A 22,926-nucleotide genomic window follows, 5' to 3' on the forward strand; every position below is an offset into this window, starting at 1 on the left:
ATCTGTCTTGCACTAGAGGGTGTCCACTTTTTATACTAGCTGCAATAGGGAATTATTTCGCGATCGGAACGGGACATCATCGAAAATAAGTGTCGCTATGCACCTATTTGCTCTTTTTCCTTGGCTCCGTTGGCGTGTGCCCGCCACAAGCAGAGAAAAAGGAAGGGAGAACGAGGCAAACGGGGAGGCGCTGATGACGGAGCCGTACGGAATAGGAAGAAGATGGCGACCCAACAGGATCGATGAGATAAACGGAGTAAGTAACCCCTCGTTTTCCCCTTTACAACGATAACAAACTAAACTGAGCACCCATGGGAACAAAATGAGCGGGGTTTCTCGACAAGCTGAGAAGCAGCTTATACTGCTTCGAACAGCCAGTTCCTCGGACCCGGAGGACCTGGCGTTTTCCTGCTTCGCTGGGTTTCTCGGACCCGGGGGGACCTGGCGTTTCCTGCTTCGCTAGGTTTCTCGGACCCGGAGGACCTGGCGTTTGCCGCTTCGCTGGGTTTCTCGGACGCGGAGGACCAGGCGATTCCTGCTCCGGGGGCTTGCGCAAGCGAGTCCGGAGGTGGAGCCGTGGCGGTTATCGCAGGCTAACTACGTGGCAAAAAAGCATACGATAGTGAAAAAAAACCGGAGCGGCAAAGGAGATTCTCCAATGCCTGCTCCGGTTTTTTGCTTTTTCGCGGTCTATTTATCAGAGCCGTCCCGCCTCCGATTGCTCCGCGGCAGCGCCGTGCAGCCAGGCGGCAGCGGCCTCCCTAGGCCAGCGCTTCCTTTAACGGAGCCGGCGTACGCTCCCACCAGTCTGCGTTAAACTCGATCAGCGCCCGTTTCAGGGCGGCTTTCTCCGTGCCGTTCAGCTCCTCCAGCAGCACCTGCCGCTTCATCGCTTTGTCCATCCGATTCACATGGTCGGCGAGGAGCTTCCACCCCCGCCGCGCTTCCGGATCGACGAGCATTTCACAGGCTGTCGCGCCTCCGTAAAAAGCGCCTTCCTCGTCGCGGTCGACGGCGATCCAGACGATAAAGCAGCGGCGCCCGTTCGGCACGTCCGCCTTGTCGGCGGAAAACTTGATGCCTTTTTCCACCTTGCTTTTTGCATGCAACGCCCCGTTGTCCACGTAGGCTTCTTCCCCGTCGACGATTATGGAAGAAACGCTGCTGAGATCGATCGACCCCGCGCCGAATCCTTTGTGATTCACTTTGCTGCTGACGATGTTGAGCGCCAGCTTCTTTTTGCCTTCCTCTGCGGTCATCGCACGCCCTCCTTTGTCTCTCGCTGCTGGTACCTATTGTACCGGAAGGCGCGGGGGGATTTCCACCGGAGCGGCCGAGCCGCGCATGCCAAATCCGCCCTTCTCCGGGGAAGGGAATGATTTGCCCCCCTGTCCACATATACATGCTGTAGATGTCTGTCCGACGAACTCAGGGGGGAATCGTATGAATGGGAAAATGACGAAGCGGGCGCTCCGGAGGGTGCTGTTCGGCGTGCTGGCCGTCGCCGTCTGCGGAACGGGCGCCGCTCTTTACGCGGCCCGTCCCGCCGCCGTCGAGCATGCCGCAATCGGCGGGGAAAAGACGACGGACGGCGCCGCCCCGGCGTCCGGCCTTGCGTCCGGTCCGGCCGGCGGGGCGGGCGATGCGGGCGGTGCGGCGAAAAACGGCCAATCAACCGGCAACGGGGTTCCCGAGCAGCCGATTCCGCAGGCTACCCCCGGCCCGACCGCGCCGCCCGCGCTCAGCAAACGGGTGGTGGAATATCACATTTCCGTTTCGCTGGATGCCGAGAACCGGACGCTGGCCGGCGCCGAAACGCTGACCTGGGAAAACCCGGGCGCCAAGCCGGCCGGGGAGCTGTACCTCCACCTGTATCCGAACGCCTTCGAATCGGACAAAACAACGTTTAACAAGGAATCGGGCGGCCGTCTGCGGGATGACGAAAAGCCGGCGGACGGAACGGGAAGCATGGAAATCGTGTCGATCCGGAGCGACGGAGAAAATGAGCTCACCCACCTGACGGAGTATGTTCGGCCCGACGACGGAAACGAGCACGACCGCACCCTGCTGAAGGTCCGCCTGCTGAAGCCCGTTCCGCCCGGCGGAAAGGTGACGCTCCGCATCAACTTCAAGGTCAAGCTTCCCCAGGTATACGCCCGCATGGGGTATGCGGGAAAGTTCGTCATGGCGGGCCAGTGGTTTCCAAAGGTGGCCGTCTACGAGCCGATCGGCACGCGGGGCCGCACGGAAGAAGGCTGGAACCTGCATCAGTACCATGGGAACTCCGAATTTTACGCGGACTTCGGCATTTACGACGTAAAGATCCGCGTCCCGTCCGGCTATATCGTCGCCGCCACCGGCTTCCCGATCAAGCCCGCCGTGTCCGCCAAGGGAGCGCGGGTGTATCACTTTTATGCGGACGATGTGCACGACTTCGCCTGGGCGGCCTCTCCCGATTTTGTGTACCGGGAAGAAGGATTTTCCGCTCCCGGGGTGCCCGGCGTGAAAATCAAGCTTTACCTCGATCCGCTGCACAAAGGGCTGGCGCCGCGTTATTTTGCCGCCGCCAAACGGGCGCTTTCCCGCTACAGCGAGTGGTACGGCGAGTATCCTTACTCCACGCTCTCCATCGTCGTCCCGCCAAAGGACGGCAACGGGGCGGGCGGCATGGAGTACCCCACCCTCGTCACTGCGTGGGGCGCCGATACGGCAACCCCCGATCTGTCGCTGGAGCGGGTCGTCGTGCACGAGATCGGGCACCAGTGGTTTTACGGCATGGCGGCCTCCAACGAGTTTGAGGAAGCGTGGCTGGATGAAGGGTTTACCTCCTACGCGGAGGACCGCCTCATGGAGGAGGAATACGGCCAGTTGCCCGATCATGCCGCGGAAGCCAGCTACATCACGCATCCCGAGCCGCTCGCGCTTGATTCCTGGCGCTACGGCTCCCACAACCGTTACGCCGACAACGTCTATTTGCGCGGCAAGCTCGTGCTGAAAGCCATTGAACGGCAGATCGGGCCGGAGCGGATGGAGCGCGTCCTGAAGTCGTATTTTCAGACCTTCAAGTTCAAGCATCCCGGAACCTCGGATTTTCAGGCGGTGCTGGAGTCGGCCACCAAAAAAAGCTGGGGGGCGTTCTTCCGGCAGTACGTATACGGGGAGCGGATGTCGGACTTTGCGGTAAACACGATCGAAATCAAAAAGGCCAAGGCCGGGGACGGCTCGCAGGTGTTTGAAAGCAGCGTCGCCATCGCCAGGCTGGGCGGAGCCTGGCCGTCGGTTCCGGTCCGGTTCCATTTCTCCGACGGCTCGGTCAAGGATGTTGTCCTGAACGATCTGGAGGGAGAGAAGACGTTCCAATTCACACATTCGGCGCCGGTGGATTGGGTCCAGATCGACCCGATGCGGACGCTCGTGCTGGAGAACAAACGGATCAACAATTACATGAAAACGGAGATTGACGCCAAATGGGGCGTGCGGTTTAACGTAGGCTTGCAAAAACTAATCGAGGCCCTGATCGGCGGGGTCGCCTGGTGAGGTGAAACAATGCTGACGTGTTTGAAAAACGGCTGGTCGGCCGCCTGGAAGCAGCCCTTCGCGCTGACGGTCCTCTTCCTGTACCGCTTTTGCTGGGGATTCGCAGTGTACCGGCTGGCGGCCAAAGAGGTGATCCCTCTCCTGCACCGCTACCCGGATGCCGGAGGGCCGGCGGGACAGGACCGCATGTTCCTTCTCGAAGCCGAGTTCCGGCTGAACAAAACGGATATCCTGGGCGAATACCTGTGGCTGTTCCTGATTCTTTTGGCCGTGCGGATGCTTCTGACTCCCCTTTTGAACGCCGGCGTGTATTATTCGCTCGCGCATCCCCGCCTGAACGGCGGCTACCGGTTCGTCAAAGGAATCCGCACGCTGTCGCCCTCCTTTTACATCCTGTACCTGGCCCGGATTCTGCTGACCCTCCTCCCCGTCTGGCTGCTTTCCTCCCGGCTCGGGGAACTGGCGGGCAGCGTAGCCGCCCTTTTCGACAACCGGGAAAAGCTGCTTTTGTACGGGCTGGCGTTTCTGGTGTACGGCTGGCTGCTCCACCTGGTCTTCATTCACCTGCAATTCGGAAAAACGGCCGGAAAACCGCTTTCCGGTACCAGCATCCGGACATTTGCCGGCTTCCTGCCCATCTGCGGGGCGGCGGCGGCCGTTCTGATTCTGTCGGCGCTGCTCTCGGGCGCGGTTAGCGCGGCCGCTCTGATCAACGCCAGCCTGTGGTCCTTCCTGCTGTACCAGGCCTACAGCTTTGCCGGCACCTTTCTCGAGCTGTGGGGTATTGCCGCGCAGGGCAAGCTGTTTGCCGCCAAAGCCGGAGATTTGCCGGAGTAAATGAAGTTTGTGTAAATATATTCTTTGAAATCCGACACTCCATCGCTTCAAAAGGTTTCATCGTTCACAAAATTGTCACATTTACCGAAAAGCAAACGCCTTGCTCCCGCAAACCCGCGGAGGCAAGGCGTTTTTTGGCATAATCCGATCCTCATTATTACCCCTCAACCGCCAATTTGAAACGCATTTTCAAAAAAACCTTCGCTTACGGGGGAGGAAACTTGTCCCAAAGGGAGAATACGTATTTCTATTGATCGAAAACAGCTTTGGTCATGTCACTTTTTGCCGAATTTCCGCCGATGCGGAAAACGGGGGACTTCTTCACCGGGTGAATTGATTCTGATGTCAAGGAATCATAGGGAACCTTCGACCGAACCCTCAACTAACCTCGTAGGCTCCGGAAGGAGAAATTGATTTTGAAGAAAGTTGCTTCGGTTTTGCTCGGCCTTACTCTGTCTGTGGGAGTTTGGGCGGGAAGCGCTTACGCGGATTCCGCCTCCCAACTGGAAGCAAAGGTAGACAAGCTGATCGGGATTGAGTACAGCTATGGCGGCACGACAACCAGCGGTTTCGATTGCTCGGGCTTTACCAAGTATGTATTCAAGCAGTTCGGCATCGACCTGAACCGCAGCTCCAGGGATCAGGCCAAGCAAGGAACAAAGGTCGATCGCGACGACCTTCGGGCGGGAGACCTCGTTTTCTTCGATACGGGAGGAAACGGAATCTCTCATGTCGGCATTTATCTGGGCGACGGCGTCTTTGTACATTCGTCGACGAACAACGGCGTAATCCGGAACAAGCTGAGCGAGTCCTATTACGCCAAGCGCTATGTTACGGCACGGCGCGTATTGAGCGGTGAGGAGTACAAGGAATTCGCCAGTTAAGCTGACGAAGCCTATGGTCGGCAACCGCATACGACTTGGAAAAAACCTGTGAGATCGGGCCCCCGCCCGGGTTCACAGGTTTTTTTCGTCCTGCGAGGATGCTCTTTCGCGCAAGGCCCTGCTAGTGCCGTTCCATGAGGCGCCGGCTCTCATACGGTCGCGGGCCTGACCGCTCAAGCGGTCCGGAACAGCCTCGGACGCAGGCTGACGCCCTCCAGGTGCCCGCGCAGCTGCCCTTGGTACACAAGCGAAAACTCCGGCAGCCGGGTAAAATCGTCCGGCCTCACAAGAGCGGCCGGCTTGCCGGCGATCGGCAGCCCCTCTGCTTCGAACAGCGAAGCGACAAATTGGGAGCAGAAGAAAGCGTATTTCCGCTCCATGCGGATATTCAGCAGCACGCCGAACAGACCGAGCAGGTTGTAGCGATACTGCTCTTTATCCCGCTCAAAGCGTTCTATGTATTGCTTCATGCGCGCGTATGCCTCAGGAGCCACCCGGCAAGCGTAAAGGGCGCAGCTTGCTTCGGCAAACAGTTCCCCGCGCAGGTCTTCCTTTACAAATCCCCCGATAAACGGATTGTGCGCCCGCTTCCGTCCGAAGCTGTACACCTCGTTCAGCTCCGCGTCAAAAGCAATGGAAGCATGGTTCATCGGCGCTTTCGTCACCCATTTGATCAATCGGGTAAACCAGGTCCCCGTATCCGTAAGCAGCACATATACAACCCGTTCTTCGTTCATGCTTCGTCCCGTCCCCATGAATAAATGATGTTTGGTTTCTCTCTATGGCTTAACTTTACATCGGATCAAGTCCGGCACAAACCATCCGCGGATGGGTTTCCGACTTGGACCAAAGTCGGGGAACCGGCAAGCCTATGAAAACATACTTTTCAATTCATTGTAATCTATTTCAGGCGTTCCGCAACCGCTGTTTACACGCTTTTTTTCGGCCGTTCCGGGCGCTTGAAAACTTCCCGCGGCGGGCCGGTTTCACAGAATGAAAATGCGGTTAAGTTGCGATTAGAAACGTTCCCCTTACATAACCTGGCGACCCTCAGCACGAGAAGCACCGGAACCGTTTCGGCCTTGTATGATTCGCCCCATTAAATACATTTCTCAGGAGGATGGTTCATGAAAAAACTGCTCGCTTTTGCCCTCGCTCTCTGCCTGGCGCTTCCGGCAGGCTCCGCTTTCGCCGCTACTGCGGCCGATGCGCCTGTACGTCCCGTCGAATCGTATTACCTTTCCGACGTGGACGACTTCATTGTGACCGAGAACGTTTACGGCCTGTCCAAGCAGCTGCTGCAGGCGGGCATCGTAGTCGGGTATGACGACGGCTCGCTGAAGCCTCACGGCTTTATCACCCGCGCCGAATTTGTCGCCCTGCTCGTTAACGCGACCGAGCTGCAATCCGCAAAGCCCGGCGTCGTGTTCACGGACGTGAAGCGCAACGCCTGGTACACCAAGGCGATTGACATCACCAGCTCCCTCGGCATCGTAACCGGGGACGGCAACGGCAAGTTCCGGCCGGGCGACCAAATCTCCCGCGCGGAGGTCGCCAAAATCCTGGTGGACGCGTTCAAGGACACCATTCCCGCCGCTCTGCCGGGCCAAACCTTCACCGATGTGGAGGGCTGGGAAAAAGACTACAGCGAAACCCTTAGCCGCATGGGCATTCTGCCGGAGCAGCCGGACGGAACGTTCCGGCCGGACCAGCTCGCTTCCCGCGGCTTTGCCTTCGAGCTGCTGGCCAACGCGCTGAACACGGAAACCGGCAAGCTCCCGGATGAAAACGAAGTGGTCAATCTGGTAAAAACCATTACCGAGGAGCTGAACCGGGCGCAGCAAGCCGGCAGCTACGGCACCTTTAACCAGGTGGCGAGCAGCCACACCTCCGACTTCTTCCGCAGCGCTCTGCACTTCTACTCTGCCTTCTATCAAGAATTGCAAGAGTCGGGCGCTCTCGTCAGCACCAAGCAAACGGGTACTCCGATTTACAAGCTGCTGAGCATCTCCAACCGCTTCGCTTCCGTCGCGGTGAGCGGCTACAGCGTGGAAAGGACCATGATCGTCGACGGAGAAACGGTTACCGAAACCGCGGAAGTGTCCGACATCATCATGCTCCGCAAGATCGGAGACAAATGGTACGCGTATGGCTCTCAAGGCGACTATGCCATGGTGGAAGGCCTGCTGAATTCCGCCGGACTGCTTAAATAAGTCCGATAAACCCCTGGAGAAATAACCGGCGCAAAAAGGCTGCTTCCCTTATATAGACAGGGAAAGCAGCCTTTTGGTTGCAAAATTATGATAAAATAAACCGGACGAAGACCATTATCGCCATAACGGAGGGAAAACGCATCATGTCCAAAGAGTGGATCCAGCATTCCGTCATTTTCAGCCTGAAGCACGCCAAGGGTTCCGAGGAAGAGCGCAAGTTTCTGGAGGACGGCCGCCGGGCGCTGACATCGATTCCGGTGGTCAGCAACTTCCGCGTCTATCGCCAGGTCAGCCCCAAAAACGACTACGATTTCGGCTTTTCCATGGAGTTTGCCGATCAGGCGGCCTACGAGGCTTATAACGCGCATCCGGCACACGCGGAATTTGTCAAAACCCGCTGGGAAACCGAAGTGGACCGGTTCCTCGAAATCGATTATCAGCTGTAAACGCACGCCCTCAGGGCCGGACCGGAGCATTCCGGTCCTTTTTTTTGTTTGAAGAGCCTTTTACCCGGCCCAGATTTCGGACGTCTTGACGCCAAGCTCCGAGGCCACCAGCTCGGCCGTCAGCCGCCTCGGGTTCTCAATCTTCCCGTTGCGCAGCTTGGAAATGGTCGTCAGGGACAAGCCGGTCAGCTTCGCCAGCTCGGTCGCCGATATTCCCCGCTCCATCATGAGCACCTTCAGCTTGACCGAAGGCTCCTCGTAATGGTCGATGCCCGACAGCGCGTCGATCAGAAACGCATACCGCACGACCTCGCCCCGCCCGTTGCAAAACGGCGACAGCTGGCATTTGAAGCGCTGCTCCTGGCCGCCGACCTTTTTGCTCCGCAGCATGACGTCTTTGGCCTTCCCGGTTTTGCGCACCACAGCCAGCGTTTCCTTCAACAGGGCCTGGTCCATCACCGATACCAGATCGAGAAAGGACTCCTGCGATAACAAAAAGGGGGCCGGGTGAAGCGTTACATTGTGCCGGTCCATCGACTCGATGCGGAAATCCGGCAGGAAGGTGCCGGTGGCGAGAATGGTGTCGCAGTTTTTGACCAGCTGGGTCTGAATCCACTTGGCCGGGCTGACGTCTTTCAAAGTCATCAGAATATGTATGGGCTCCGCGCCGGCAACAAGGCTGATTCTCGCCTCCAGCTGCAGCAGTCTTCCCGTTTTGGTCTCGTACGGCGTCTCCGTGCAAACCAGCGGCTCCTGCTTCAGACGTTTCACGAGCTCGCCCGTTTCGCCGCACAATTCCTCCGGACAGTAAACCTCCAGCGGCAGCTTCACCAATTCCTTGCTTTTCCGCCCCAGCAAATCCTCGAATCCGGGATTCGCCTCGATCAGGACGAACTTTTTTTCCTCGTAGCGGAATACCGCTACGGGTTCTTGCAGCATTGCCACAACCTGACCATGAACAGAGGTCACTTACATTCTCCTTTGACGTTGAGGTGCACAACACGAACGGGCGACCGGAACAGCGGCCCGGAAAAATGCATGGAATACCCTTTTCCTATCAGTTTACTGAAAATAAGCCGCCCGCTACAAGAAGGATGCTGCACGGATTCGACCGCAAAAGAGCCCGGATGCCGTTTCGTTCTCGTCCGCACGGGACAGGATGAAGCCAAGTTTAAAAGTTTAGAGAAACGGTAAGTTTCAATAATTGAAGTTGCGTGAGAAAGAGGAAGGGGAGAGCAGCAATCGGGCGCAGCGAGGGAGATAAGCGGGTGTAAAGCCGGCTGAGGGCCTTTTTGTATCGTTCGCCTTTTCTCTACAATGAATAGGAAGAGTCAAGGAAGGGGACGTCCCGTTGCCCGAAATTATCGTTTTATCGCTTTGTGGAGTAGTCATCATCTTAGCATGGTATGGCTTCCGGCATCAAAAGAAAAATTTCCCTGCGGCTCCGGCTGAACCGGTGCAGCCTCCGGCTTCCCCGGTTCCCGCGGCTCATCCCGCGCACGACGAAATCCGCCGGCTTGCCGACCGGAACCGCCGCCTGCTTCAGCTCGCGGATGAACGGGCGCTGTTTCTGGCGGATCTTTCCGCCAGTCTCCAGCAGCCCCTTCAGAATATGATCATGATTTCCCAGCTGCTCAAGGAATCGGACGGCCAGACCGATCCGGAAGAAGCGCTTCGGCTGTACGGCGAAATAACCGCTTCGGGCAGCCGGCTTCTCGAGCTGGCCAAAGACCTCGAAGACGTGGCCAGGCTGGAAACCGGCCAGACGGCGGTGCGGTGCGAGCAGGTTAACCTGGCGGAGCTTCCGCAAATCCTGGCCTTCAAGTTCCGCGCCAGGCTGCAGGCACGCGGACTTGCACCGTCCTTCACCGCGGACGGCGCGCTTCCGCCGATCTTCTACTCGGACGGCCTGCGTATGGAGAGAATCGCCAGTCTACTCCTCCAGAGTGCGGTCTGCACCGCTGCGTCGGGGACGGTCTTTGTCACGCTTGGACCGGCAAAGCAGCCCGTCCTTCCTGCGGACGATTCTCCCGTTCCGGCCGAAGAATGGATCGCTTTTTCGGTGCGCTTTCGTTCCTCTTTGTCCGCTCCGGAGACGCCGCCGGCCTCGGACGCGCGCGGCGTGCGGCTCAAGCTGGCGCTCGCGGAGCAGCTGGCGCGCCTGCTTTTCGGCACCGTGACCGTCACCCGGACGGACAGCGAGACGGTGTATACCCTGCTGCTGCCGGACCGGAAGCATAACGCGCCTGCAGACTCCTCCTCCGGCGAGCCGGCGGAAGCCGTTATCTCCTGAGCACCTTCGGCCGGGAGCAAGGCTGCGCGGTCCGGGCTCGCTTGCGGAAGAGCCGCCCGATCCCTCCCGCCCTCCCGCTCCTAACGCACGGAGCCGAGCGCAATCGGGAGACATGAAAAAGACCTTGCCGTCCGGCAAGGTCTTTTTTGGCGGCGGCCTTTAACGGCCCTTGCTCCCCGCCGTCCGGCCTGTCAGCCGATTTCCGTCGTCTCCGCGCCGTTCCCGGAATCCGCTTCCCCGGCCGCATATTGCCCTTTTATCACCCGGGCCAGCCGTTCCAGGTCCAGGTCCGTGGCAATCCCCCCGTTTTCGTCCCAATGCTTCCCGCAGCCGCTGTAATCAAGCACCACGCACTGAACGGGAATTCCCAGGTCGTCTGCCTTCCAGCCTCCGGCGATCAGGTTCAGGGCGCAGGCCACGCCCACCACCCCGATTCCCTCCCGGCGCATTCGCTCCACCCTCTCCCGGGCGAAGGTATCCGATTCGTGCGGAGCCACAAAGGTTTCAAAGCCTTCCCGGTCCCCCAGAGCGGAAATCTGCGCAATTCGGCAATTCTTCGTGCAGCGGTTGCATTTCCCGCTCCGGCTGGCGGCGCACTGGGCGTCCGGCCGGGCGTGAAGGCAGACCGGCAGCAGCACCGCCCGGCGGGGCGTCCGGACAAAGCGCTCCCCGTAGGCGCGGTTCAAGAGCTCGGCGGCCACCAGGTTCAGGTGGTATTCGGTGCGCGCCCGGGCCAGAAGCACCGCGTCCTCGCGGAAGCGGGCTCCCGGCCGGGCGGCGGCGCGGTGGCGAAACGCGTCGACGCCGGCGGTGTAGCGGCCGAGCGCGCGCTCCGCCGCCGGCGTGAACCAGGCGGCGAAGGCGTCCGCCGCCGCCAGGCAGCGCCGGCGGTCGTCCGGCGGCCGGCCGTCGAGCCAGCGCCGCCAGCGCGCGAGCCGGGCCGCGGCAGCGCCGTAATCGCCGGCCGCGGCAAGCCACGCGGCAAGCGGCTCCGGCTGCGGCAGGCCCGGCGCGGGCGGCTCCGCGGCCGCCGGCCCGGGCGCGAGCCAGAGGCCGCCGAGCGTCCCGCGCAGCCGGTCGACGGCCGGCTTGAGCGCCCGCGAGCGGCGGCGTACGGCGCCCAGGACGCGCAGGACGCGCGCGCGGCCGCCGCCGAGGCGGAGCGCCCGGGCGCCCCAGGCGCGCCACAGCACGCCGAGCGCGAGCAGCTCCAGCACGTACTCGCTCGCGGGGCGCGGCTCCCCGCCTGTCTCCGCCGCGCGGTCCGTCCCGTAGCGGACCGCCTCCGCGTAGACGCCCTGCCGCTCAGCTTCCTCAAGCACCTCGTCGGCAAAACGCGCCGCGTCGCGGTAAAAGCGGGCGGACTCCCCCTCGCCCGCCCGCAATGAATAAGGAATGATTCGTTCCATCCGCATCGCACCCTTCTAATTTGCGCTCTCCCTCTCCTTACGCAAAAGGAAAAGCCGGGTTGCGCCCGTTCCCCGCACGGTAGAGGAAGTGACAATCGGTCTATTCGGCAAAACAGGCTGCTTGGGGAGACCTCAGGGCGGAAACGTGCGGCAGCGGAATCGGCCGTGCCGCTACCCGGCCAGCGGGTTTCGCACGGGTTCCTCCGGCACGCCGGAAGCGCCGTCGCCGTCCCCTTCGGGCTTCACCTCGCCGGCCGCTTCGGCAGCAGCCTCTTTTGGCTTCCCGGCCTTCCCGGAAATATTCCCGCCGGCGGTGCCGGACGGGTCGGCGTCAAACCGGAACCGGTCGATTTTAAGCTGCATCTCGGCCGCCATGTCGGAAAGCCCTCCCGCCGAGCTGGCGATTTCCTCCAGGGAGGCCAGGTTTTCCTGGCTGGCGGAATGCACGGTTTGCAGCGCGTTGCGGTTGTCTTTGGCGATATTGGCCATCTCGGTCACCGTGGCCGCAATTTCTTCCGCACTTGCCGACATTTGCTCCGTAATGGCGGAGACGTCGATGATTTGCGCGGAGATCTGCCGGGTGGACTCCTCGATGCGAAGGAACGCCTGGCTCGCCTCCTCCGTCACCGCCATGCCTTTCTCCACATCGGCGATGACCCGGTACTGCATCACATCGTACGCGCTGCCGATCAGGCCGCTCATGTCCGAGACGGTTTCCCGGATCTTCTCGGACGTTTCCCGGGCCTGCTCCGCCAGCTTGCGCACCTCGCCCGCAACAACGGCGAACCCGCGCCCGTGCTCGCCGGCCCGCGCCGCTTCGATTCCTGCATTCAGGGAAAGCAGATTCGTCTGATTCGCGATCCCGGTGATCATGCCGCTCATCTCCGAGACCCGGCTCCCCAGCTCGTACAGCCGGCCGATCAAGGCCTCGGATTCCTCGACGGAATTCCGGATCTCGGCCATTTGCGCGCTCACGCCGCCGATCTTCCCGCTGCCCTCGCGCACGTCCTCGTCCGTGCGGGAGGAGGACTCGACGATCCGCTCCGCCGAGCGGGCGATGCGGACAATGCCGCCCGCCATCTCTTCCATCGTGCGCGCTACATCGTTCGAGGAGAGGGCCTGCATATCCGCCCCCTCCGCGGCTTCCTGCACCAGCCGGTTGACGTGCTCGACCGCGCGGGTGTTTTCCTCCGTAATGGCGGTCAATTCTTCGCTGGATGCCGCCAGCTGGGCGGATGTGACGCCCATGTCGCCGACCATCCGCCGAAGCGACGCCACCATCTCGTTGTAGTTTGTCGCCAGCTGGCCGATCTCGTCCGACCGGCGGCTGTCCACCCGTTCGTCCAGGCAGCCTTCGCTCACCCGTTTGGCGGAACGGTTGAGCTGTTCAATCGGCTTGGTAATCCGCCGGATCACCGCATACAAGATCGCTCCGCCCACAATCAGAGCAGCGCCCAGCACAGACAGCGCCGTCCAGAGAATAGGCGCGGAGGCTTCGGAATACTCGCTTTTTGGCAGGACGCCGGCGATCTTGAACCCGGTTTTCTCATTGGTGATATAGTAGCCTTCGTGCACCTCGCCCGTTTGCGGATCGGCAAAGGAAACCTCCCCTTCCGCCCCCTCTTGAAAGGAAGCGGTAAACTCGGCCGGGGCCGTTTCCCCGGTCGCAAGCGACGGATGTGAAACGAGATAGCCTTTGCGGTCGGTCACATACAGGAAGCCGGCGTCCCCCAGCTTGACCCCTTTTACCATCTGGTTGATCTGTTCCAGGCTCAGGCAAAGCGTAAGCGCGCCTTTGCCGTCCGGGAACGTCCGGGAAATCGTCAAAATCCGGTTTCCCGTCGAGGCGGATGTCATCGGGTCGGCGATCACCACTTTTCCCGGAGCCGCCATCGCCTGGATGTACCAATCGCGATTCCGCGGATCGTACTTTTCATCCCCGCCCAGGTAAGGCGACTTCATCCACGCCCCCTTTTCGTTGCCCAGCGTAATAATCTCCATCTCGGGATGCATTTCCATGAAGCGGTCGAGAATCGTGTACACCTCGGTTGATTTGCGGTCGAGGTCTGCCGAAGCAATGCGCATGGCCAGCTCGTTCGCATTGGCGCTTTGCAGCTCGATCATCCGGTTCAGCGTTTCGTTCAGCAGGTTGACGCTGGAGCGGGTCGTTTCCTCCATTTTGGTCTCCAATTGCGTTTGCGCGCTTGCGTAGGAAAACAGGCCCACCGTGAGGGTGGGAACAAACAGAAGCAGAATCAGCAGTGCCAGCAGACGGTTTTTCAGCCGTTTGAACGAAAAGAGCCTAACCGCCCGCGATCCCTTGTTTTTCATAAACCACTCTCTCCTCTCTCTATCCTATATTTCGACAGATGCTTCCATTTTTTTCATAGGTCCTTTTCTTGCGGCGAACAAAAAAATATCCCCGGTTTCGGCCGGGGAAAACTGCCCTTTTGCAGAAAACCGGGAGCTGCGGCTTCGGCGTTCGCCGGGTTAGCTTCGCTGCTCCCGAATATAGGGAACGCCAAGCGCTTCCGGTGTGCCGGAGGGCTTGTTGCGGTTGCGCCAGCCCAGGTACATGAGCACCAGGATGGTCACGACATAAGGAATCATTTTGAGAAAATACGCCGGAATCGCGTCGGCAAAGCCGAAGGTCTGAATGCGGAACGGCAGGGAGTCCAGCGCGCCGAAGAAATACGCGCATATCATGGCGCGCAGCGGATTCCAGCGGGCAAAAATAACCAGCGCCACGGCAATCCAGCCGCGTCCCGACACCATGCCTTCGTTCCAGGTCGGGGTATACGAAATCAGCATGTCCGCCCCGCCCAGTCCGATCAGCGTGGACCCGGCGATGACGTACAAATAACGCGAAAGCTGGACCCGGATGCCCATGACGTCGGCGGTGGCCGGACTGTCCCCGATGGCCCGGAGGTGCAGCCCGAACGAAGTGCGGTGAATGAGCAGGTGCAGGACGATGACAAGCGCGAAGCTGACCCAGGTCAGCACGTCCAGCCTGGCGAAAATGTCGCCCAGAACCGGCACGGGCTCCAGCCAGGGCAGCGCAAGCTTCGGGGGCGAGCCCGGAAGCGGCAGCCCGCTGACCGAGCGGCCCAGGTACGCGCTGAACCCGCCGCCGAACAAGGTGAGCGCCAGGCCGCACATGGTCTGGTTGGCTTTCAGCGTGACCGTCAGAAAGGCATGCAGCAGGCCGAGCCCTGCGGTCACGAGCAAAGCGGACAACAGCGCCAGCATCAGGCTTTCGGTGCGGATGTACACCAGGCAGGTCGTAACGGCCCCCATCAGCATGAGGCCTTCGGCGCCGAGCTGGATAATGCCCGCCCGTTCGTTCAAAATGCCGCCGAGCGTAGCCAAAAGAAGCGGTGTCCCCGCCGCGATGGCGGCGACCAGCAATTGTATCGCAGCGTCCATATAAGCCCTCCTATTTCCGGCGCATCCGGAACTTGCTGATCATGTCGCCCGCGATCAGAAAGAAAAGGATGGCGCCTTGCAGCATTTCCGAGATGGAGGACGGCAGCCCGATGGTCCGAACGCTGTAGCCCCCGACGATCAGCGCGCCGAACAAGACGGAGGAAACCAGAAGCCCCACCGGATTCAGCTTGGCGAGCCAGGCGACAATGATCGCGGTATAGCCGTAGCCGGGCGAAATGCCCTGCATCAGCTTATGCGTCACGCCCGACACTTCCGTCATGCCGGCCAAGCCGGCCAGCCCCCCGCTGATCAGCATGACCAGAATGATGTGCTTTTTGATCGGCATACCGGCGTAACGCGCGGCTTCCGGGTTGGCTCCGAGCAGCCGCAGCTCGTATCCCCAGCGCGTGAACCGGATGACCAGGAAATAAACAACCACCAAGACCAGGCCGAACACCAGCCCGAGATGGAGCCGGGTCGAGCCGAGTACCGGCAGGGACTGCTCGGCCGTAAACAGCGGCGTTCCCGGGAAGTTGAAGCCCTGCGGGTCCTTCCAGGGGCCAAATACCACGTATTCCATCGCCAGCAGCCCCACGTAGTTCAGCATCAGGGACGTAATCAGCTCGTTGACCTGAAAATGCGTGCGCGGAATTGCCGTCAAGAGGCCCCAAAACGCGCCGGCGGCGATGCTGAACACGATCATAAGCGTGATGGACCAGAACGCCGGAAGGCCGGGGAAATAAATCGTAACTGCCGTCGCCCCCATCGCCCCGATCAGGAACTGGCCTTCGGCTCCGATGTTCCAGACGGAAATCCGGTAGGCGACCGAAATGCCGATGCCGATCAGCAGAAGGGGGATCGACTTGACCAGCGTCTCCGTGAGGGCGTAGGACGAGCCGAACGCTCCTTTGAGCATCCGTTCATAAACGGTCAGCGGGTTCATGCCGTTGGCGGCGATAAAGACCGCGCAGACCAGAAGCGCAAGCAAAACCGACACTACGGGGGTCCACCAGGGCGTCCGGGTCAAGGCGGGATTAAAGTCAAACCGGAAGGACAGGCGTTTCTTGGCGGGCGCAGCGGCGGTTTCCGGCGCGCCCGTTTCCGGCAGCGGCTGTCGGTTCATATTGCGGCCTCCTCTTTCTGGCGAATTCCGGCCATCAGCATGCCGATGCGCTCCCGGTCCGCTTCATCAACTTGGCGTTCTTCGCCGATGATTTTTCCGTTGTAGATGACCAGTATCCGGTCCGAGAGCTGAAGCAGCTCGTCGAGATCCTCCGAGATCAGCAGCACGCCGCTGCCGGCGCTGCGCAGGTCCATCAACAGCCGGTGCACGCCTTCCGTCGCACCCACGTCCAACCCCTGGGTCGGATGGACGGCGATCATCAGCTTCGGGTTTTGGCTGACCTCGCGCGCAAACAGCAGCTTCTGTTGATTGCCTCCGGACAGCTGCTGCACGGGCGCATCGAGCGACGGGGTCTTTACGTCGAATTTCTCCACCAGCTCCTGCGACCAGCCGCGGTTTTTGGCGGCCTTCAGAAAGCCGTATACGGAGTGCTCCTTGCCGCGATACGATTTGAACAGCAGGTTGTCGACCGCGCCAAGCCGCCCGGCCAGCCCGGTTTTCATCCGGTTTTCGGGCACATGGGAAATGCCCGCCTCAATGGCGCCCCGTATGGAGCCCGGCTTCATTTCCTTGCCGTCGAACACCACGCGGCCGCTTCTCCAGACGCCGATGCCCGTGAGCACCTCGGCCAGCTCCTTCTGTCCGTTTCCGGCCACGCCGGCCACGCCGACGATTTCACCCTTGCGGACGTTCAGGCTCAAGCCGTCGAGCGCCTTGCGTCCATGCTCCGCTACCACCTCCAGACCGCTCGCCTCCAAAAGCACGGAGCCCTCCGAAGGAACGCGCTCCTGCCGGGCGATGCTGATTTCGCGTCCGATCATCAGCCGCGCCAGTTCCCGCTCGTTCGTGTCCGCCGTCCGCAGCGTAGCGATCATTTTGCCTTTGCGCATGACCGAGATACGGTCCGAAGACGCCATGACTTCCTTCATCTTGTGGGTGGTCAGCAGAACCGTCTTGCCCTCGTCCCGCATTTTGCGGAGCGTGGCGAACAGCTGCTCGGCCTCGCCCGGCGTCAGCACCGAGGTCGGCTCGTCGAGAATGATGATGTCCGCCCCCCGGTACAGCGTCTTGACGATTTCCACCCGCTGCTGCTCGCCGACCGACAGCTGCCACACCGGCCGGTCGACCGGGAATGTCAGCCCGAAGCGCCGCGCCAGCTCCCCGATTTCCTCCCGCTTTTGCTTGATCCACTTGCTGCCCCGCCAAAAAGACGATTTTTCGCCAAGCACGATATTTTCCGCCGCCGTCAAGCTCTGCACAAGCCTGAAGTTTTGAAACACCATGCCTACCCCGAGGGCCGCCGCGTCTTTGGGCGACCGGATTGTGGCAGGCTTTCCGTGAAGGTAGATTTCCCCTTCGTCGGCCCGGTACAAACCCGACAGCATGCTCATGACCGTGCTTTTGCCCGCTCCGTTCTCGCCCAGCAGCGCGTGAATTTCACCCGCGTTTGCCGAAAAATCGACTTGATCGCTTGCCACAACCGGACCGAATCGCTTGACAATCCGCCGCATTTCCACCGCCTGGTCCAGCATTCTTCCGAGCTCCCCCTTCTAACTAAAGCTGAAAAAGCGACCTTTGTTCTTTTGCCAACCTGCAAACCTTGACCGTTGAGGGTTTGTATAAAGAGGGGGAAGGTCCCCGAGTGCGGAACCTTCCCGTTCATCCATCCGCCGCCCGAAGCCCGGGAGGCGGGCCGATTATTTAAGAGAGCCTTCCACGCCTTCCGCCAGCCAGTTCATGCTCAGGATTTCATCGTGGGTGAGGGTTTTGCCCTCCGCCACTTTCTCGGCGCCGGACTGGTCCTTGATCGGCCCCTTGAATACGTCCAGCCCGCCCGCGATGATTTTGGCTTTGGCGTCCTCCACCAGCTTCTTGACGTCGTCCGGAACCTTGTTTCCGAAAGGAGCCAGCTCCACCATGCCGTCCGCCATATCGCCGGAGTACTGCTCGCTCTTCCAGGTTCCGTCCATGACGGCCTTCACGGCCTTCACGTAATACGGGCCCCAGTTCCAGACCGGGTTGGTCAGGTAGTTGTCGGGCGCGAAACGGGACATGTCGGAATCGTTGCCGCCCGCGAACGCGCCGCGCTCCTGCGCCGCTTGAAGGGTGGCGGGAGAATCCTGGTAAGCCAGCAGCACGTCGGCCCCTTTGTCGAGAAGGCTGATCGCCGCCTGCTTTTCGATCGTCGGGTCGTACCAGGTATTCGTCCATACCACTTGCACTTTCACGTCTTTGTTTACGCTTTGCGCACCAAGGGTAAAGGCGTTCAGGTTATAGATGACTTCGGAAATCGGAAACGCGCCGACGTAGCCCAGGGTGTTCGATTTCGTCATTTTGCCCGCGGCAATCCCCGCCAGATAGCTGGCCTGGTAGTTCTTGCCGAAATACGTGCCCATGTTCTCCGCCGTCTTGTAGCCGGAGGCGTGCATGAACTTGACGTTCGGGAATTTGTTCGCGACGTTCAAGGTAAAATCCATGTAGCCGAAGCTGGTGGTGAACACGATGTCGTGGTTTTGCGCCAGCTCGGTGATGACCTGCTCGGCTTCCGCGCTTTCCGGAATGTTTTCGACGAAGTCGGCTTTGATGCCGAGCTCCTTCTCCATGTACAGCCGGCCTTGATCATGCTGATACGTGTATCCGCCGTCTCCCGGAGGCCCGATGTAGACAAATGCGACACGCGGGTTTGCAACGCCTTCGCCCGACACTTCCGCACCTGCGTCCGCGCTTGCGGCGGGCGCGCTTGCGGAAGGCGCCGCAGAGGCCGTTGCGTCCGCATCGGCGGAATTGCCGCCGCCCGAGCTCGAGCATCCCGACATGACCATGGCCAGGACAAACACCAGCCCGAGACTCAGTTTCCATACTCCACCCCTAGTTTTCATTCTTCTCCTCCTCTGGTTTAGACGGATGCCTGGGGCGATTCCGCCGATCTGACCGGCCGTCCGCCCGGTTTTCCGGGCAAGACAGCTTTCTTACGTAAATTTACCTGACACGAACGGAGTTTGCAATACAATTTTGAAGATTTATCCGGTTCTGCCGCCTTTTCCGTCAAAAAATCCTCACAAAAACCTTATGTAACCGCATTAACGTACGGAAAAATAGAGATTATCGGTGCGGTCATTCAGGAATTCACGGGAAATTCTTCGCACGAAAAAGAAAAAACCGCAGGAAACGGGAGCCAATCGGCATCCATTCCCTGCAGTTTGTCAGCTTCGTTCACAAATTCGCCATGCTTTAGCCGGAGCTATTTTTGTACAACCCGAACCGTTCGATCTGGTCCCACTGTCCTTCAAGACGCAGGATCTCCAGCTGGCGGGGGCCGATCAGATCGAAATGAGGACAATCCGTGCGGCGATGGATGTATCGGGGCGGGAGGCCGTGCTTCCGGCACCATTCGGCAAGACGGCTCACATCGGAGCAGCCCACTTTGGTCACCGTCTGCATCTCCGGAAAGCGGGGGTCGTACCAATAGTGCGTCAAAAAGGCGATTTCGCCGCCGCGTACCGCTGCTTTCCATTCCGCCAGTTCCTTCCGCCGTATTCCAAATGCCACGCTTGGGCCCTCCCTTTTTTGAAATGTGTCAGCGGGCAGCCGAGGCTGAGGCTACAGCGGCTTTGCCATGGTATAGTCTGTTATCCGGTACCCCGCGCTTTCGTACAGGCGGAGCGCCCGGAGGTTGTGCCCGAACACATGCAGGCCGATCCTGCCGGCGCCGAGAAGACGCGCCGCCTCGTCGAGCGCAGCCATGGTCCGTTTGCCGTAGCCCTGTCCCCGGTAGGGCTCATAGAGCACGATGTCGTACAGAAATGCCTCTTTCCGCCCGTCCTTCTCCTGAACGTTCAGCCAAATACAGCCGATCGCCCGTTCGCTTTCCGTCTCCTTTACCGTAAAGAAAAACGCGCCGGGCGTCCCCCTTCCTTCCGGAAGATAACGCCGGTACTCCTCCTCCGCCATGGCATCCGCCTCCCCGGCCGGCCATGCGCCCCCTTTCGCCTTCTCTTCGGCGTAGCCGCGCCGCGAAAGCTCCCGGAACGCGAGAAATTCCTCCTCCGTCATCGGCACGAGCTCGACCTCGCGCGAAGCGGCGCCCGGACGAACGAGACACTCGCGTTTGGCTGCGTCCGGGTCGTCCTCCGTCCGGCTTTCCCCGCCGAAGATCATCGTCGCCCGCCGGTTCGGTTCGTATGCCGGCCATTCGGGCAAAAGCGGCGTGTTCGGGTTGCCCGTCCGGGCAAAAAAGATCCACGCCGAATGCATCTGGTCCGCCAGCTCCTGCGCCCGGCGGTCCGGCGTCACTCCGTAACGCTGCGCAAGCGGCGACAAGTTGTGAAAGACAAACGGGATCTCCGCCGTATGCACCGCTTTGCCGAGGAAGGGATGGTCCGGCACATGCCAGTCGAACCGGTACATCCACACAGGTGCGACGGCCGACTGGGCGGTGGCGCAGCGGACCGCAGGCCCCCAGAAGACCAGATCGGTCATCAGCTCGGCCTGGCCGTCTCCGGTCATCGGATACTTGTCCAGCAGTTCTTCCACTTGTCCGGCATCCGCCATGCCGGCCATCGCTTGACGCACGGCCTCTGGCGGCGCACCCGGGGTGCCCGGGGGAATGAAATACGAACCCTCCTCGCGGTTGGTGCCAATCAGGAGAGCCACCCCCCGCGTTTCGCCCGCCTCCGCCGCTTCAACCGGCTCCTTCGGCAGCGTCGCCGCATCGAGGGTCGGTTGGAAGGCCAGGCCGAGCACGGAATCCCCCAGCCGGCGGGATGTCCGGTCCGCCGCCTCCATGATCGCGGCGGTCGGAAGCCCGGCGATCGCTTCGCCGTCCCCGGGCGATACACCCAGCTCGCGGAGGAACGCTTCCGCCACCGCTTTGGCCTTCCGGGGAGGAAGAACAAGCGAGTTGCCGCTCTGCATGATCGCCTGGCGGAACAGCCCCTTTGCCGCAGGCATCGCCATGAGCGCCCCGATGCTCATGCCGCCTGCGGATTCGCCGAACACGGTGACCCGTTCCGGGTCGCCGCCAAAGGCGGCGATGTTGTCGCGCACCCATTCCAGGGCTGCGATCTGGTCGCACAGCCCGAGATTGGAGCCGTATCCATGCCCGAACGGCGACAGGTGCAGAAACCCGAACGGCCCGAGCCGGTAATTGATCGTCACCACGACCAGTTCGCCGTTTACGGCAAGCGCGGTCCCGTCATAAAGCGGCAGGCTGCCGGCCCCGCTGCGGAACGCGCCGCCGTGAATCCATACCATGACCGGCCGTTTTTCTCCCGGCTGATCCGGCGCCCAGACATTCAGGTACAGGCAGTCCTCCGACTGCGGCGGCGGATCGTTCCGGTACTGCCCGCTGACGCTGGGCCGAACCGGCTGCGGGCAATGCGGCCCGAATACCGTCGCGTCGCGAACGCCCTCCCAGGCCGCCGGCTTTCGCGGCGCCCGGAACCGGCGCGGCCCCGTGGGCGGCTCGGCGTAAGGAATGCCCCGCCATACCAACGCTCCGTTTTCCCTCGTGCCCTGAACGAGGCCCTGCTTGGTTTTTGCTTCTACGCCAGTCACTTGCTTCAACATCCTTTCGGGGCGCGTCGGCCGCGCCGGTTAAAGCCCCCTCGAGGGGCCGGATTGAAATTCGCCGCATAAACGGTACAATGAGAAAAACAGAAAAACGAAACAGGAGAGAAAACCCTATGTACAAACTGATTGCCATCGACATCGACGATACCCTCATCAACGACGAAAAAGAAGTGACGCCCGCCACCCAGGAGGCCCTCGAACAAGCCGTCGCCGCCGGCGTGATCGTCACGCTCGCCACCGGACGCGCTTACGCCTCCGCCCAGGCGATCGCCCGGCAAACGGGCCTGAACGTCCCGATCATCACCTATCAAGGCGCTCTGATCAAAAATTTGCTGGACGAGAAGGTGCTGTTCGAGCGCTATGTGCCGGAAGAAGCCGCACGCAAGCTGCTCCATTATTGCCTGGAACGAAACCTTCACCTTCAGACCTATATCGGCGACAAGCTCTACGCCCGGGAAGAAAATGAGAAGCTGAAGGCTTACGCCGAGCTGAACCGGACGCGCTACTACATCGAACCGGATTTCGAAAAGGCCCTCAAGCAGCCGACCCCGAAGCTGCTGATTATCGACGACCCGGCTTATCTGGACGAAATCGCTCCCGAGCTGCGCGAGCTCCTCGGCCCTGACGTCCACATTACCAAGTCGAAGCCGCATTTCCTCGAAATCATGCACCGCGAAGGCACGAAGGGCCATGCTCTCGCCTTCCTGGCCCGCCATTTCGGCTGCGAGCTGAGCGAAACGATCGCCGTGGGGGATTCCTGGAACGACCACGAAATGCTAGAGGCCGCCGGACTCGGCGTCGCCATGGGCAATGCCATCGAGCCGCTGAAGGCGATCGCGGATTTTGTGACGCGGAGCAACAACGAGGACGGCGTCAAGCATGTCATCGACCTGTTCCTGCTGGAAAAAAAAGAAGCTTGAATCCGCCGGCCCCCGGTTTCCCGCAGCACGGGAGCCGGGGGCTTTTCTTTCATCATAATCCTTGCATTTTGCGGCCACAAGTTTTACGGGCATCTACCCACCTCCAGGGCATGACGGCGAAAGGTAATTCTATTATACTATTGGAAGAAGCTGAAAGCCGCCGATCTCAAGAAAAGCGAAGCCCGTCAGCTCGACGTCACCGTAACCGAGAACCGCGGGCGCTATTCCGGCAGCAAGGCCTAATGGAGCTTTACCTTTCGGATCAAC

General features: G+C 60.6%; 18 protein-coding genes and 1 riboswitch. Of the genes, 7 read left to right on the forward strand and 11 right to left on the reverse strand.

The window, feature by feature from the left end:
• Positions 1-761 precede the first annotated feature (761 nt).
• Positions 762-1,259 carry a YwhD family protein gene (locus AC6I6H_RS15175; protein ID WP_497954758.1) on the reverse strand — a complete coding sequence of 166 codons (498 nt, stop codon included), beginning with the start codon at positions 1,257-1,259 and terminating at the stop codon, positions 762-764.
• Between the two features lie 184 nt (positions 1,260-1,443).
• On the opposite strand from AC6I6H_RS15175, the gene AC6I6H_RS15180 reads away from it, so the two are divergent.
• The 3 genes from AC6I6H_RS15180 (at position 1,444) to AC6I6H_RS15190 (ending at position 5,258) form a co-directional block, all read left to right on the forward strand.
• Positions 1,444-3,537 carry a M1 family metallopeptidase gene (locus AC6I6H_RS15180; RefSeq protein ID WP_497954759.1) on the forward strand — a complete coding sequence of 698 codons (2,094 nt, stop codon included), beginning with the start codon at positions 1,444-1,446 and terminating at the stop codon, positions 3,535-3,537.
• 9 nt (positions 3,538-3,546) lie between these two features.
• Entirely contained in the window at positions 3,547-4,374 is an 828-nt protein-coding gene (locus tag AC6I6H_RS15185) for a hypothetical protein (RefSeq protein WP_497954760.1), read from the forward strand.
• Between the two features lie 273 nt (positions 4,375-4,647).
• Positions 4,648-4,786, forward strand: a riboswitch (cyclic di-AMP (ydaO/yuaA leader).
• A 4-nt stretch (positions 4,787-4,790) separates the two neighbouring features.
• A complete protein-coding gene (locus tag AC6I6H_RS15190; RefSeq protein ID WP_497954762.1) occupies positions 4,791-5,258 on the forward strand; it encodes a C40 family peptidase in 468 nt (155 codons plus the stop codon).
• Between the two features lie 173 nt (positions 5,259-5,431).
• Here AC6I6H_RS15190 and AC6I6H_RS15195 read toward each other — a convergent pair whose 3' ends face one another.
• Positions 5,432-5,995: a hypothetical protein gene (locus AC6I6H_RS15195; protein WP_497954764.1), complete on the reverse strand. Its 564-nt coding sequence runs from the start codon at positions 5,993-5,995 to the stop codon at positions 5,432-5,434.
• 390 nt (positions 5,996-6,385) lie between these two features.
• Here AC6I6H_RS15195 and AC6I6H_RS15200 point away from each other — a divergent pair, with 390 nt between their 5' ends.
• Complete coding sequence (locus tag AC6I6H_RS15200; RefSeq protein ID WP_497954766.1) at positions 6,386-7,471, forward strand: S-layer homology domain-containing protein; 1,086 nt, start codon at positions 6,386-6,388, stop codon at positions 7,469-7,471.
• Between the two features lie 143 nt (positions 7,472-7,614).
• Positions 7,615-7,917, forward strand: coding sequence for a Dabb family protein (locus AC6I6H_RS15205; RefSeq protein ID WP_497954768.1), 303 nt, complete (start codon positions 7,615-7,617; stop codon positions 7,915-7,917).
• Positions 7,918-7,977: 60 nt separating this feature from the next.
• Here the strand turns inward: AC6I6H_RS15205 and AC6I6H_RS15210 are convergent, their stop codons facing one another.
• Positions 7,978-8,856: a helix-turn-helix domain-containing protein gene (locus AC6I6H_RS15210; RefSeq protein WP_497954770.1), complete on the reverse strand. Its 879-nt coding sequence runs from the start codon at positions 8,854-8,856 to the stop codon at positions 7,978-7,980.
• A gap of 412 nt (positions 8,857-9,268) precedes the next feature.
• Here AC6I6H_RS15210 and AC6I6H_RS15215 point away from each other — a divergent pair, with 412 nt between their 5' ends.
• On the forward strand, positions 9,269-10,210 hold the full coding sequence (locus tag AC6I6H_RS15215) for a sensor histidine kinase (RefSeq protein WP_497954772.1): 942 nt from the start codon (positions 9,269-9,271) through the stop codon (positions 10,208-10,210).
• A 191-nt stretch (positions 10,211-10,401) separates the two neighbouring features.
• Here the strand turns inward: AC6I6H_RS15215 and AC6I6H_RS15220 are convergent, their stop codons facing one another.
• From AC6I6H_RS15220 to AC6I6H_RS15255, 8 genes are all read right to left on the reverse strand, one after another.
• On the reverse strand, positions 10,402-11,619 hold the full coding sequence (locus tag AC6I6H_RS15220) for a DUF116 domain-containing protein (protein ID WP_497954773.1): 1,218 nt from the start codon (positions 11,617-11,619) through the stop codon (positions 10,402-10,404).
• A gap of 171 nt (positions 11,620-11,790) precedes the next feature.
• On the reverse strand, positions 11,791-13,950 hold the full coding sequence (locus tag AC6I6H_RS15225; RefSeq protein ID WP_497954776.1) for a methyl-accepting chemotaxis protein: 2,160 nt from the start codon (positions 13,948-13,950) through the stop codon (positions 11,791-11,793).
• Positions 13,951-14,109: 159 nt separating this feature from the next.
• Positions 14,110-15,045 (reverse strand): ABC transporter permease, encoded by a 936-nt coding sequence (locus AC6I6H_RS15230; protein ID WP_497954777.1) that lies wholly within the window; start codon positions 15,043-15,045, stop codon positions 14,110-14,112.
• 10 nt (positions 15,046-15,055) lie between these two features.
• Positions 15,056-16,168 (reverse strand): ABC transporter permease, encoded by a 1,113-nt coding sequence (locus tag AC6I6H_RS15235; protein ID WP_497954779.1) that lies wholly within the window; start codon positions 16,166-16,168, stop codon positions 15,056-15,058.
• Complete coding sequence (locus tag AC6I6H_RS15240) at positions 16,165-17,700, reverse strand: ABC transporter ATP-binding protein (protein WP_497954781.1); 1,536 nt, start codon at positions 17,698-17,700, stop codon at positions 16,165-16,167. Before AC6I6H_RS15240 ends, AC6I6H_RS15235 begins: the two co-directional genes overlap by 4 nt.
• 165 nt (positions 17,701-17,865) lie before the next feature.
• Positions 17,866-19,047 carry a BMP family ABC transporter substrate-binding protein gene (locus tag AC6I6H_RS15245; protein WP_497954783.1) on the reverse strand — a complete coding sequence of 394 codons (1,182 nt, stop codon included), beginning with the start codon at positions 19,045-19,047 and terminating at the stop codon, positions 17,866-17,868.
• A gap of 352 nt (positions 19,048-19,399) precedes the next feature.
• Complete coding sequence (locus tag AC6I6H_RS15250) at positions 19,400-19,717, reverse strand: hypothetical protein (RefSeq protein WP_497954784.1); 318 nt, start codon at positions 19,715-19,717, stop codon at positions 19,400-19,402.
• Between the two features lie 51 nt (positions 19,718-19,768).
• The gene (locus AC6I6H_RS15255; protein WP_497954785.1) at positions 19,769-21,724 is read right to left on the reverse strand and encodes a GNAT family N-acetyltransferase; all 1,956 of its coding nucleotides are present in this window, start codon (positions 21,722-21,724) and stop codon (positions 19,769-19,771) included.
• A 128-nt stretch (positions 21,725-21,852) separates the two neighbouring features.
• Here AC6I6H_RS15255 and AC6I6H_RS15260 point away from each other — a divergent pair, with 128 nt between their 5' ends.
• Complete coding sequence (locus tag AC6I6H_RS15260) at positions 21,853-22,659, forward strand: Cof-type HAD-IIB family hydrolase (protein ID WP_497954786.1); 807 nt, start codon at positions 21,853-21,855, stop codon at positions 22,657-22,659.
• The last annotated feature ends 267 nt before the right edge of the window (positions 22,660-22,926 follow it).

Source organism: Gorillibacterium sp. sgz306347, from assembly GCF_059735245.1.